This window comes from Streptomyces sp. NPDC007264 (genome assembly GCF_042869095.1).
Classification (GTDB): Bacteria; Actinomycetota; Actinomycetes; order Streptomycetales; family Streptomycetaceae; genus Streptomyces.
Map to the genome: position 1 here is coordinate 39,629 of NZ_JBIAFD010000017.1, position 12,989 is coordinate 52,617.

8 protein-coding genes and 1 pseudogene are annotated in these 12,989 nt (G+C 71.8%); 3 read left to right on the plus strand and 6 right to left on the minus strand.

The features are described 5' to 3' along the window. Positions 1-340: 340 nt before the first annotated feature. The 6 genes and pseudogenes from ACFYMU_RS25990 to ACFYMU_RS26015 form a co-directional block, all read right to left on the minus strand. Positions 341-619 (minus strand): annotated as a pseudogene (locus ACFYMU_RS25990) (IS3 family transposase); the annotation flags it as partial. A 239-nt stretch (positions 620-858) separates the two neighbouring features. Further along, positions 859-2,421, minus strand: a complete 1,563-nt coding sequence (locus tag ACFYMU_RS25995; RefSeq protein ID WP_388378003.1) for a recombinase family protein — start codon at positions 2,419-2,421, stop codon at positions 859-861. 442 nt (positions 2,422-2,863) lie between these two features. Continuing rightward, entirely contained in the window at positions 2,864-3,607 is a 744-nt protein-coding gene (locus tag ACFYMU_RS26000) for a hypothetical protein (protein ID WP_388377702.1), read from the minus strand. Positions 3,608-3,917: 310 nt separating this feature from the next. After that, positions 3,918-4,316 carry a hypothetical protein gene (locus tag ACFYMU_RS26005; protein ID WP_388377705.1) on the minus strand — a complete coding sequence of 133 codons (399 nt, stop codon included), beginning with the start codon at positions 4,314-4,316 and terminating at the stop codon, positions 3,918-3,920. Positions 4,317-4,518: 202 nt separating this feature from the next. After that, positions 4,519-5,124, minus strand: coding sequence for an FMN-binding protein (locus tag ACFYMU_RS26010; RefSeq protein WP_388377708.1), 606 nt, complete (start codon positions 5,122-5,124; stop codon positions 4,519-4,521). 66 nt (positions 5,125-5,190) lie between these two features. Continuing rightward, complete coding sequence (locus ACFYMU_RS26015; protein WP_388378006.1) at positions 5,191-6,522, minus strand: ferric reductase-like transmembrane domain-containing protein; 1,332 nt, start codon at positions 6,520-6,522, stop codon at positions 5,191-5,193. Positions 6,523-6,765: 243 nt separating this feature from the next. On the opposite strand from ACFYMU_RS26015, the gene ACFYMU_RS26020 reads away from it, so the two are divergent. From ACFYMU_RS26020 to ACFYMU_RS26030, 3 genes are all read left to right on the plus strand, one after another. Further along, entirely contained in the window at positions 6,766-7,839 is a 1,074-nt protein-coding gene (locus ACFYMU_RS26020) for a hypothetical protein (protein ID WP_388377711.1), read from the plus strand. Positions 7,840-7,887: 48 nt separating this feature from the next. Continuing rightward, positions 7,888-8,646 (plus strand): TIGR03936 family radical SAM-associated protein, encoded by a 759-nt coding sequence (locus ACFYMU_RS26025; RefSeq protein WP_388377714.1) that lies wholly within the window; start codon positions 7,888-7,890, stop codon positions 8,644-8,646. A 258-nt stretch (positions 8,647-8,904) separates the two neighbouring features. Beyond that, complete coding sequence (locus tag ACFYMU_RS26030) at positions 8,905-12,963, plus strand: ribonuclease E/G (RefSeq protein WP_388377717.1); 4,059 nt, start codon at positions 8,905-8,907, stop codon at positions 12,961-12,963. The last annotated feature ends 26 nt before the right edge of the window (positions 12,964-12,989 follow it).

Here is a 12,989-nt window from a genome sequence, read left to right on the forward strand (position 1 = left end):
CACTTGCCACGATGACGATTCCAAGGCCGAAGTGCGCGGCAGGCAGGTCGGCCCTGATCACTTCTCGCAGAGCCCTGCGTGACGCCCGCATAGCAGAGGCATAGCGCTCCCGGGCCGCCTCCGGGTCAGCGGCAGGCCCCTCAGGCCACTGTTCCATCATCCCCCAGTTTCGTTCGAACAGACCCTAACCCGACCATCGCCGGACGGGGGCAACAAGGCGCCCGCCCGTCCGCATTCCTGTCAGGGGAAGCAGTCGGGCGGGCTCCGTAGGCCACACGCTACCCGCCGCCGTGGACCACGGTCCGCACCTGAGGTTCCCCCGGCGTGCGGGAGGCGCTGATCAACTGGTGAGGGTGGGTTGACGGGGTTTCAGGTCCGTTCGTTCGGCCGTTGCCTGGTCTGCGTAGTGCTTCTTCTCGGACTCGATCGGGCTGAGGTAGCCGAGCCGCTTCTGGATGCGCCCGGAGTTGTAGAAGCCGTCGATGTACTCGAACAGGGCGAGATTCGCCTCTGCCCGGGTGGCAAAGGCGCGGCCACGGATGCACTCCGTCTTGATGATCACCCACAGGTTCTCCACGAGGGCGCTGTCGTAACTGTCCCCGACCGAGCCCATGGACGCTTCAACACCCCGGCCACACTCCCGGCGCGGCCCTTACCACAGCCGGAGTCGCCGAAGACCTCGCGGAGTGCCGACGGCTCAGCGCTGATGCCCGGCGGTGGGGAGGCGGAGGCCGAGATCGTGATCGTGGATGAGGGCGGCACGGAAGGACCGTTCGACGCCACTACATCGTTCGAGTGAGACGTGAAGCCGCTTCCCCGTGTGAAGGGAAGGCGGCTTCGTTCTTGTACGGCCTGGGATCAGAAGGCTTGCTCGAAGTCGTCTTCCCGGATCACGAGCCGTTCGCGTACGTCCTTCGGGATCAGCAAGCGAAGGTGCACTTTCGGGGCCCGGACCCTCGGCACCTTCGTGCGGGTGACCTCGCAGCGGATTCCGACCCGGTACAGGTCTGCGGACATGGCCTCCATGCCGCCTTCCTGCCAGTGCTCAAGGAACGTCTTCCCGCCGTGGACGTTGACCCATCGGTCCTTCGCCGTCTCGGGGTCGATCGCTTCCAGCTCACCGATGAGCTTGTCCAGCGTCGTCTCTGCCTGCTCCTTCGTGAACCGCGTCTTCGTGTACCGGCCCCCGGGTTCCAGTTCCTTCATGTAGAGCGCGATGGACTCCTGGAGGCGCTTGATCTCCCTCCGCGCCTCGGCGCCCTCAGCGTACTGGCGAACCTGGACGGGGAAGTCTCCGAGAACCTTGAGAACGTCCTCCACCAGGCGCTCGTAGACCTGCTCGGGGTGGGGCGCCCCAAGTCCGCCGCTCTTGCAGTTGCGGCACCGCAGGTACCGGTAGCTCCCATAGGTGTTGTTCGTGATCTGCACGGTCATGTTCGTCTTGCAGTCGGCGCACAGGAGAACGCCGAGGAATTGGGTCACTCCGCCGACACGGCGCGGGGGCTGGTTCTTCTTGCGTGTGTCGAGAGCGGCGCCGAGGGTTTCGAACTCCTCTTCCGTGAAGATGGCGGGCGCGACCTTGATCGGTCGGCCGTCCTTGCCAAGGACCGGCTTCGAGCGCCGTTGTCCTCCGTTCTTGTCCTCTTCCACGCGGTAGCCGAGGAGCGCGGGGTTGCGGAGCCGGCGGAGCAGCGTCACCACGGTGAGGCCCTGGCTCATGAGGCCGGACCGCTTCAGGCAGCGCACCATGAAACTGGCTGAGAGTCCTCGAAGCGCCATGTCCCGAGCCCAGTACAGTGCCTTGTACGCCTCGGGATCGATGGCGAGAACGACCTTCCCCGTATCGTCCTCGTCCGTGACGTAGCCGTACGTCGGCTTCCCGATGATCCAGTCTTCCTGGGACTTCGCGTAGTCCCACAGACTCGTGACGCGGGTGGAGGTGTTCGCCGCTTCGATCTCGGCGATACCGCCGATGATCGTGACCATGGTCTTCCCGGCGGTCGTCGTGAGGTCAAGACTGTCGTTCTTCGAGATCAGGTTCTTCCCCCGCTTCAGACTCCAGTCGATCATCGTCGAGAGGTCGGAGAGACGACGTACGAAGCGATCGAGCTTCCAGAACAGGAGCTCGTCGAACTCGGGGGAGCGGTTGTTCAGCCAGTCGCCGAGTTCCTTCCGCTTCCACGGCGGAACCTTCGTCGCCGACACGTTCAGGTCGGAAGCGACGCCGATGACTCGGCTGCCTCGTTCCCTGGCCAGGATGCGGAGATCGAGCTCCTGCCGTACCGGCGACGTCGTGTCGTCCGTCAGTACGGATAAGCGGATCGACAGGAGCGCCCGGGGAGCGTCCTCGGGAAGCAGGGCCTCGGCCCGCTTCAGCTCCTCCAGCAGGGCAAGGTCGGTTTCCGTCCACTCGGCTTCCACGTTGTAGGCCGCCCGCTCTGCCGCGGGCCGCCGCTGTCCTCGTTTCCTCATGTCGGCCAGCGTGGCAAAGTTTTGGGCGTTTTTCTGTATGTCTGCGATGGACAGTAACATTCAAGTGAGGCCGACCGGCAAGAAGTTGCTGCCGCTGACGGTCAAGGAGTCGGCTTCGGCCAGTTGAAACGGGTGCCGGCTTGAATAAGGCACTGCTCGGATGATCGATGCCTTGGCGGGGGGCAACGAGGCGGAGGGCAGTTGCGTTGGCCCCTGCCGGGGCCTCCGCATCGGGTCTGGGGTCCACGGCCTCGCACAGGGGAGCCCCCTTCGGAAGGGAAGGGGGCTCACGACCCCGGGCAGCCAACTGCTGCCAGAACTGTCTGGGGAGGGCCACAGGAAGTGGTTCGGCTGAAGTTCGTCTGAGGGGCAGATGCTCCTGGTGCTGCGCCTATCGAGTGCGGACGGCGGCGTCGAGCGCCTTCGACTGGGCGTTGACGAGATCGGAGGGCACCGTTGCGGACGTGCCGGGCTCTGAGTCCCTCTTGAAGAGCGCCACCGTGGAACCGCAGCGGATGATGACGACGCTCATGGGAACCTCGAGAGGGTTCTTGCCGGCCTCCATGACCATCGTGAGCCGGAAGGACATGCTCTCCTCGCCCAGGGAAGGATCACCTGCGACCTCCAGGTTCTTGTACGTGGCCTGCGTCCATCCCGCCCTGAACGCCGTGCAGGCTTTCAGTGCAGTGCGCAGGTCGTCGATGACTCGTGTGGCGTCTGCCGCCTGGTAGGACACCAGGGTGAGGACGGAGCTGCCACCCTTCCTGCCGGCGATGCGTTGCACGCTGCCGACCGGCTCGTAGCGGCTGGCCCCGGCCAGGGCGGCACTGATCGGCGCGCATGCGGCCGGATGCGTGTCGGTGCCGTTCCGGGCGTGGACACCACCCTCACCCATGCTGCCCGCGCCTCCTCCGACTTTTTCGACGCTGAGCCCAGGCAGGTCGTGGGCGTCCACAACAGCCCCGTCCAGTTCGTCCTGTGTAAGCACTCGCGCGGCCTGCTCAACGCCGGGAGCGGCCGGGGCATCGACCTTCTCCGTGCTCTTGTCCTCCCCGCCCCCGCAGGCGGTCAGTCCGATGGTCAGCGCCACAACAGCCGCACCGGCTGCGCATCTTCGCGGTATTTTCTTGCTCAACTTCCCTCCCCTTGAGCGCGTGCAGAAGGGAACGGTACGGCAGAGGCGCTGATCTTGGTCAATGCGAGGCGGTTGGAGGTGATCAACGGCGAGACCGCCGAGTGGCAGGCGACAAGAGGCCGACGATGCGCGAGCGGCCTGCTCAGTCCCTTTGTCTCGTCGACAGGTGTTCGGCCCTGCCGTGGACAGCCGTATCCAGGTGGGACGGACCGGACCGGTGGGAAGTTGCTGCCGGTGCCCTCGGTGGGCGCCGCGGCGGCGCCGGGTGGGGCGGCAGGCGCCGGAGCGTGCCTCCCGAGCGCCACGACGGTCAGGCGGCCGTCAGACGCTCCGCGATCAGCCGGCCGCAGACCGGCACCAGTGACGGATCCGCGAAGCCCCGTTTGGGCAGGGAGCAGACCGGCTCACCCGAGGGATCCCACAGGATGAACTGGCGCTCCGTCTCCACGAACCCGCCGAACGCCTCCCAGTCGTAGGAGCACGCCTTCTTGTCCACGCGCACGGTCAGTCCGTCCCCGGCGACCGTCGCCTTGTGCACCTGGTGCGCCTTCCCCACCTTCTCCGCCGCGCGGCGCATACCCCACTGGGTGGAGAGCAGCACCACGGTTCGGATGTACCTCACCAGCAGTCCCGCGGACAGGACCAGGACCAGGACGGCGACGGGCGCCTTTCCCGGGGCGGCGATCTCGATCGCTCCGAACAGCGCCATGACCAGCAGGCTCGAAACCGCGTTGCGTACGGCCCGGTTCCGTGACCGCCGTAGGTGGGGCGACCTGGCACAGGCTTCCACCAGATCTCCGGGCTCCGGAACGTACGTGAGTGTGAACGCCTGCAACGGTCTCTCCCGGCCGGTCTGGATGTCTGCGCATCATAGGGGCGGACCTGCGCGGCGCGGTCGGCGCGGCGCAGGATCAGACGCCGGCCCGGTCGAGGGCGCTCTGCAGGGACTGCTTGTAGCCCTGGCTGGTGTAGCTGGCGCCGGAGACGGAGTCGATGTTCGCGCTCTGCGCCGCCAGGGTCTCCTGGTTCAGCTTGGGGACCGCCATGGAGGAGATCTCCTGGCTGCGTGCCGGCGACGAGGGGGACTGGACGGCTGTTGCCCCGGTGATCCTGCCGCCGGTGAGGGTGATGCGTACCTGGACCGGCCCGTACTTCGTCTGGACCGTGCTGCCGGTGACGCTGCGGGTCGTGGGCGCGGCCGAGGTGGTCTTCGGGGCGGACGGGGTGCTGCTGGTCCTCGCCGGTGCGGCCGTCGTCGAGTGCGGCGCCGACGGCGTGGGGGAGGACGTCGTGTGCTTCGCGGCCGCCTTCGACGGCGAGGTGGACGGGGACGGAGAAGAGGACAAGGACGAGGACGTCGACGGGGCGGCGGCGACCGTGACCTGGTCCGTGGGCGTGGCGCCGCTCTGTGCGAGCGCCGGATCCGTGTGGGGCTTGAGCGTCAGCAGCAGCACGACGGTGGAGACGGTGATGGCGCCGGCCAGCACCATCTGCCGCAGCGGATGGCTCTTTCTCATGGTTCTCACAGCGTTCTCTCGGCCGCTCGCGTCACAGCGACATCGGTCACGGGGGACTTCCGGGGCTCAGAACTCGAAGGACTCGTGGTGGATGCGGCGGTCCGGGACGCCCGCGTCGCGCAGCGCCGCGTACGACTCGTCGGCCAGGCCGGGCGGCCCGCAGACGTACACGTCGTGCTGGGCGATGTCCGGCAGGATCCTGCGCAGCAGCTTCGCGGTGATGGCGGGGCGCCTGCCGTCCTCCCTGTTGACCGCGTACAGCAGTCGGGCGCCGCGGGCGTCCGCGATCTCTTCCAACTCGGCCCGCAGCGCGAGGTCTTCCGCCGTGCGCGCCCGGTAGAGCAGCGTCAGGTCGCCGGGCCTTCCGGGCAGGGTCTCGAACAGGGCCCGCAGCGGGGTGATGCCCGCGCCGCCGGCCAGCAGCAGCACCTTGCCGCGGCTGCGGCGCGCGGCCGTCATCGCCCCGTAGGGGCCCTCCGCCCACACCCGTGTCCCGGGCCGCAGCCTCGCGAGCGCCCGGCTGTGCCCGCCGGCCGCCTTCACGGTGATGCGCAGCAGGTCCGGGCGGGGCGGCGCCGACAGCGAGTACGGGTTCGCGGTCCAGCGCAGGCCCTTCGTCAGGAACCGCCAGCGGAAGAACTGCCCTGCCTCCGCGCCCATCCGGTGCAGCCGTCTGCCCCGGATCAGTACGGAGACCACGTCCGGCGCCTCCTGCGTCACCGCCTCGACCCGCAGCCGGTGACGCAGGTTGAGCCGTACCGGGACCAGCACCCGGTACCAGAGGGCCAGGGCGCCGACCGTGAGGTACAGGGCGTACCAGGCCGTGCGGGCGGTGGCGTTGTCCACGAAGTCGCCGCCGGTGGCCAGTTGGTGCCAGAAGGCGAGGTAGACCGCGCCGTAGGTGAGCAGGTGCAGGTAGTACCAGGTCTCGTAGCGCATGCGGCGCCGTACGGCGCCGACGGAGACGAAGCCGACGAGCAGGAGGAGCAGGGTGCCGGCCGTCGCCTTGACCATCTCCGGGTAGCCGGTCACGACGGAGACCGTCTGCGGCACGATGCCCGTGTGGCCCTGGAGCGCGTACCCGTACAGCGTCAGTACGACGTGGGCGAGGGTCAGGAGGAGCGCGTAGCGGCCGCTCATCGCGTGCCAGCGGGCCACCCGGTCGGAGCCCACCCGGCGCTCCAGGGCGGGGACGCGTGCCATCTGCGCGACGGTCAGGGCGATGACGTAGCCGGCGAGGAGTCCGGTCATCCGGCCCGCGTGGGTGAGCCGGTCGGCGGTGGTCGCGGCGACGGCAGGGGTGTCACGCCACCACAGCCACAGGACGCCGGCCGCGCCGGCCCAGGCGAGCAGGAGCAGGGGTATCGCGGGGGAACGCCGCGGTCGGATGCGGCGCATGGCCTGCCGTCGTCCTGCCCGGCTGTGCTGGATCGTGGTCAAGGCGGTCTTCCTTCCCCTTGCCTGGTGCGCAGGCACCCTATACGGATCAGCCACCTCCGCATCAGTGGCCGAAAACAGACACCGCGTCGGGAGCAGGGAGCAGGGAGCAGGGAGCAGGGAGCGGGGAGCAGGGAGCGGGGAGCGGGGCGACGGACGCCGTGGCACCGCATCCGTACGGGGCGCTGAGGCGTCTGTGCCGGTATGGAGCCCGAGAAGCCGCCGCCGCGGCACGCCGAGGGGTGTCTCACCGTCGCCGTCCGCCTGCCGGTGCGGATGGTCGTGCTCGTCCTGGTCGTGCCGGTGCGCATGGTGTGGGACGTGCTGGCCGTCGGCGGGCGGTTCCTGCGGGACACCGTGCTGCGGCCGGCGGGCCGCGCCCTGCTGTGGGTGGCGTGGGCGGTGCTCGTGTGGCCGTGGGTGACGCTGTGGCGCCACGCCCTCGTTCCGCTCGGCAGGGGCCTCGCCCGGCTCGGCCGGGTCCTCGTCGTCGTCCCGGGCCGGTGGCTGTACCGCCGTGCGCTGACGCCCCTGGGGCACGGCATCGCCTGGCTGTACGCGCGCGTGCTGACGCCCCTGGGTCATGCCCTGACGTGGCTGCTCACGGGAATCGGTCACGCCCTGGCCGCGGCGGGGGCCGGGGCCCGGGCGGTGGGGGCCTGGCTCGCGCGGTACCTGGCCGTCCTTCCGGCGGTGTGGTTGTACCGCCATGTGCTGACCCCTCTGGGACACGGCATCGGCCGGCTCGCCGGCGCTCTCCTGTGGCTCGGGCGCGCGCTCCTCACCGGCATAGGGACCGGTCTCGGACGGCTGGTGCGCGTCCTGCTCGTGCTGCCCGCGCTCGCCCTCTGGCGGTGGGTCCTCACCCCGGTGGGACGTGTCCTCGCGGTCGTCGGACGCGAGATCGGCGCCGCGCTCGGCCACGCGTGGCGCGTCGCCGGGCACCTCTCGCTCGCCGTGGGCCGTTTCCTCGGCACCCTCTTCCGGTGGATCTTCGTGGAACCGGTGCGGTGGGTGTACCGGACGGTCCTGACGCCTGTCGGGCACGTCGTCCGCGACCTGGTGCTGCGGCCCGCCGCGGAGGCCGCGCGCAGCGCCGGCCGGGCCGCGCGGCAGGCGCTGGCCACCGCGCGCGAGACCGTGCGGCAGGCCCGGGCCGAGACCCGCCGCCTGCTCTTCGGTACCGACCCTGAGCCGCAGCCGGTCTCCCGGCGGGAACCGAAGGCCGCCGGGACACGTACTCTTGGTAGCAGTACGACCGCTCTCACGAAGGACTGAACGACACTGGGCAAGCGACAGCCCGAAGGCCCGCCGCCCGCACCCGCGGTGCAGCGCATCCGACTGCGCTACACCAAGCGCGGCCGCCTCCGGTTCACCAGCCACCGTGACTTCCAGCGCGCCTTCGAACGTGCGCTGCGCCGGGCCGAGGTGCCGATGGCGTACTCGGCCGGGTTCACGCCGCATCCGAAGGTGTCGTACGCCAATGCCGCACCCACCGGCACGGGCAGTGAGGCGGAGTACCTGGAGATCGCGCTCACCGAGGCGCGTGACCCGGACATGCTGCGCGAGCTCCTCGACGAGTCGCTGCCCGCCGGGCTCGACGTCGTCGAGGCGGTCGAGACCCGCACCTCCGGGCTCGCCGACCGGCTCGAGGCGTCGGTGTGGGAGCTGCGCCTGAACGGCGTGGTGCCCGCGGACGCCGAGCGCGCGGTGGCGGCCTTCAACGCGGCCGGGACCGTCGACGTGCAGCGACTGACCAAGAACGGCATGCGCACGTTCGACGCCCGCGCCGCGGTCGTCAGCCTGGTAGCGCACCATGATGGGCCGACCGACCAGCCCTGTGCGATACTGCGGCTGGTTGTTCGGCACGTGACGCCTGCCGTACGACCCGACGACGTCCTGTCCGGTCTCCGCGCCGTGGCCGACCTGGCGCCGCCGGTCCCCGCAGCGGTGACCAGGCTGGCGCAGGGGCTGCTCGATGAAGAGACCGGCACGGTGACCGACCCGCTCGCGCCCGACCGCGAGGCAGCGGCGACCGAGCCACCCGTGGCCGCCGCATCCGCCGCCGCGACGGCGCCGGAGTAAGGCGGTCCCGCGTAGGGACGGACGTCGTAGCGCCGCCCTCGTACTCGGGAGCCACCTGGGTCGGGCAGCGCACCCACCACAAGACTTTCGCCAGGCCGTGCGTACATGGCGTACGGAACCGGCGAGACAGGACACAGAGAGCTCCCGTGCGGCGCCCGCGCCCCGGACGGCGGCACCGCGCGACGCGCGAGCCGCGGACGTCACCGGCGATGCCGGACCGGGCGCGGCGCCCGGGAGCCTGACGGGAGAAACGCCCGCATGCTCGAACCGACCGAACCCATCGAGGGTTCCGAAAACCACACCCCCAGTGACACCCTGCCCCCGCGCCGCCGGCGTCGCGCCGCGTCGCGCCCGGCGGGCCCGCCGTCGGCCGACACCGCGGCGGGCGAGGTGGTGACCCCGGCCGCGCCGGCCATACCGGCCGCGGAGGCCGTCGAGGACGCCGAGATCACCGGGACCGAAGAGATTCAGGAGACGGAGGCGGAGGCCGAGGCCGCCGTTTCCGAGGCTGCCGAGGCGCCTGCCGCTGCTGAGGTGGCTGAGCCGGTTGCCGAGGAGGAGGCGGTTGCGCCTCGTGCGCGTCGTCGTGCGACGCGGCGTGCGTCTGCGCCTGCCGGTGCGCCGGTGGCTGCGGAGGCCGTGGAGGTCGTGGTGCCGGCGGGTGGCGAGGCTGCCGAGGCGCCCGCCGCCGAGGCTGCGGAGACGGCCGAGCCGGTCGCCGAGGAGGAGGCCCCGCGGCGCACACGTCGTCGGACCACGCGCCGTGCCGCCTCGCCCGCCGGAGCCCCGACGACTGCCGAGGCCACCGAGCCCCCCGGGGCCGTCGAGACCCAGCCCGTCGCCGCGGAGGCCGAGGAGGCGCCGGTGAGCGAGGCCGCCGAGTCGGCGCCCGCCGCCGTGGAAGCCCCCGCCGCCGTGGAAGCCCCCGCCGCCGTGGAAGCCGCCGCCGAGGAGGAGGCCCCCCGCCGCACCCGTCGCCGGGCCGCCCGCCGGGTGCCCGCGCCCGCCGCGGAGGAGACCGGGGCCGAGGAGGCCGCCGTCGCCGAGGCTCCTGCCGCCGAGGCCGAGACTCCCGTCACCGAGGCCGTCCCCCCGGCCGGTGCCGAGGCCCCCGCCGCCGAGGCGGAGCCGGCGGCCGAGGAGGCCGCCCCGCGTCGCACCCGCCGTCGCGCCGTCCGCAAGGCCGCCGGCGGCTTCGCGGAGCCCGCGCAGCCCGCCGCCGAGGAGACGGCCGAGGCCGCGCAGCGGCCCGCACGGCCCACCGTCGCCGTGTTCCAGGCGCCGGTGTTCGCCGAGCCCATGTTCCAGACCCCGGAGCGGGCCGCCGCTGCCGCCGCCGCAGAGGCCGCGACGCCCGAGGAGCCCGAGGAGCCGGAGGCGGCCGAGGAGGCCGAGGAGGCCGCCGCCCCGCGCCGCCGTCGTCGCCGCCGGGGCGAGGAGGAGGCCGCGGCGCCCGCGCCCGAGACCACCGAAGAGGTGGAGGAGGCCGAAGAGCCCGAGGAGGCCGCCGAGGGCGAGGAAGGCGAGGAGTCCGGCGCGCGGCGCCGCCGTCGCCGCGGCGGCCGTCGCCGCCGTCGTGGTGAGGCCGCCGAGGGCGCGGAGGGCGAGGAACTCGCCGCCGAACAGGCCGCCCAGGACGCCGAGGACACCGCCGAGCAGGTGGAGGAGGACATCGAGGAGGCCGAGGAGGAGCGCGGCGAGGAGCCGGGTTCCTACGCCACCACGGCCGGCAGCCGTCGCCGCCGGCGGCGCCGCCGCCGGGCCGGTGAGGAGGCCGGCGGCGAGCTGGCCGCCGACGAGCCCGAGCGCACGGTCGTCAAGATCCGCGAGCCCCGCAAGAAGGAGGAGCACCCCAGCGACGAGGTGCAGTCCATCAAGGGTTCGACGCGCCTGGAGGCCAAGAAGCAGCGCCGCCGCGAGGGTCGCGAGCAGGGCCGCCGCCGGGTGCCGATCATCACGGAGGCCGAGTTCCTCGCCCGCCGCGAGGCCGTCGAGCGCGTCATGGTGGTCCGGCAGAACGGCGACCGTACGCAGATCGGCGTGCTCGAGGACGGTGTGCTCGTGGAGCACTACGTCAACAAGGAGCAGTCGACCTCGTACGTCGGCAACGTCTACTTGGGCAAGGTGCAGAACGTCCTGCCGTCGATGGAGGCCGCCTTCATCGACATCGGCAAGGGCCGCAACGCCGTCCTGTACGCGGGTGAGGTCAACTTCGAGGCGCTGGGCTTCGGGGGCGGACCGCGGCGCATCGAGTCCGCGCTGAAGTCCGGGCAGTCGGTCCTCGTCCAGGTCACCAAGGACCCGATCGGACACAAGGGCGCCCGGCTGACCAGCCAGGTCTCCCTGCCCGGCCGCTACCTGGTGTACGTGCCCGAGGGCTCGATGACCGGCATCAGCCGCAAGCTGCCCGACACCGAGCGGGCCCGGCTGAAGACCATCCTCAAGAAGATCGTCCCCGAGGACGCGGGCGTCATCGTGCGCACCGCCGCCGAGGGCGCGAGCGAGGAGGAGCTGCGCCGGGACGTCGAGCGGCTGCAGGCCCAGTGGGAGGAGATCCAGAAGAAGTCGAAGAACGGCGGCGCGCCGACGCTGCTGTACGGCGAGCCGGACATGACCGTCCGGGTCGTGCGCGACATCTTCAACGAGGACTTCTCCAAGGTCATCGTCAGCGGCGACGAGGCGTGGGGAACCATCCACGGCTATGTCTCGCACGTCGCGCCCGATCTCGCCGAACGCCTGCAGAGGTGGACCAGCGAGGTCGACGTCTTCGCCACCCACCGGATCGACGAGCAGCTCGCCAAGGCGCTGGACCGCAAGGTCTGGCTGCCCAGCGGGGGTTCGCTGGTGATCGACCGGACCGAGGCGATGGTCGTCATCGACGTCAACACCGGCAAGTTCACCGGCCAGGGCGGCAACCTCGAGGAGACCGTCACCAGGAACAACCTGGAGGCGGCCGAGGAGATCGTGCGTCAGCTGCGGCTGCGCGACCTCGGCGGCATCATCGTCATCGACTTCATCGACATGGTGCTGGAGTCCAACCGGGACCTGGTGCTGCGGCGCCTGCTGGAGTGCCTGGGCCGGGACCGCACCAAGCACCAGGTCGCCGAGGTGACCTCGCTGGGGCTCGTGCAGATGACGCGCAAGCGCGTCGGACAGGGCCTGCTGGAGTCCTTCTCCGAGACCTGCGTCCACTGCAACGGCCGCGGCCTGATCGTGCACATGGACCAGGCCGCCCCGCCGGCCGCCGGCGGCAAGCGCAAGAAGCGCGGCCGGGGTGGTGCCGAGCAGGAGCCCGAGACGCGTGAGGCGGCGGTCACGGAGGCCGAGGTGCCCGCCGAGGAGGCCGAGGCGGTTCCCGCGGCCGCGGCGGCCGTCGCACTGCCCGAGCCAGCCGCGGCGGAGGCGTTCGCGCCGGACGAGGAGCTGTACAGCAGCGTCGCCGAGGCGGAGGCCGCCGCCTCCCGCGGCCGTGCGCGCCGCCGGACGAGCCGGCGGGCGTCGGCTCCGGCGGGCGCGCCTCGGACCGAGGAGCGGGCCCCGAAGTCCCGTACCGACGAGCGTGCGCCGAAGCCGGCGCCGGCCGCGGAACCGGAGCCGGTGGCGGCCGCAGAGCCGGAGCCGGTGGCGGCCGAGGAGCCGGTCCTCGAGAAGCCCGTCGCCGAGGAGCCGGTCGCCGAGGCGCCCGCTCCGGCCGAGGAGGAAGCCGCTCCCAAGGGCCGTACGCGCCGCCGCGCCACCCGCAAGGTGTCGGCTCCGGCCGGTTCGCCGAGCACGGCCGAGGAGGTCGTGGTGACCGTCACCGAGCCCGAGCCCGAGCCCGAGCCCGAGCCGCGGGCCGAGGCGGAACCCGCCGAGGCCGCGCCGCGGGCCGGTGCCGAGGAGGCCGCCGAACCGGCCGAGGCGCCCGCCGAGAGCGCCGCTCCGGCCCGTCCGCGTCGCCGTGCCGTGCGCAAGGCCACCGCGCCCACCTCGTCCGAGGAGGCGGCCGTCGTGGTCGTCCCGTCGGCGGGAGAGACGGAGGCCCCCGCCGGAGCCGAGGCTGAGGCCGTGACCGAGGCCGCGACCGAGGCCGAGGCCGAGCCGGAGGTGCCGGCGCCCGCCAAGAAGGCGGCGCGCAAGACGGCCAAGAAGGCCACGGCGAAGAAGGCCGCGGCCAAGAAGACCGTCGCCAAGAAGGCCGTCGCCAAGAAGACCGCGGCCAAGAAGACGGCCGCGAAGAAGACGACCGTCAAGAAGGCGGCGAAGGCGGCCTCGAAGAAGACGGCGGCGGCGCAGCAGACGGCGCCGTCCGTCTCGGCCTCCGCCGGCGAGGGCTGACCCGATCGCGGACGCCGAGTGGTCCT

Bases quoted from the DNA above. Each gene is read 5' to 3' on its own strand.
- ACFYMU_RS26030 (WP_388377717.1), top strand. From the start codon at position 8,905: ATGCTCGAACCGACCGAACCCATCGAGGGTTCCGAAAACCACACCCCC.
- ACFYMU_RS26020 (WP_388377711.1), top strand. From the start codon at position 6,766: ATGGAGCCCGAGAAGCCGCCGCCGCGGCACGCCGAGGGGTGTCTCACC.
- ACFYMU_RS26005 (WP_388377705.1), bottom strand. From the start codon at position 4,316: ATGGCGCTGTTCGGAGCGATCGAGATCGCCGCCCCGGGAAAGGCGCCC.
- ACFYMU_RS26015 (WP_388378006.1), bottom strand. From the start codon at position 6,522: ATGCGCCGCATCCGACCGCGGCGTTCCCCCGCGATACCCCTGCTCCTG.
- ACFYMU_RS26010 (WP_388377708.1), bottom strand. From the start codon at position 5,124: ATGAGAAAGAGCCATCCGCTGCGGCAGATGGTGCTGGCCGGCGCCATC.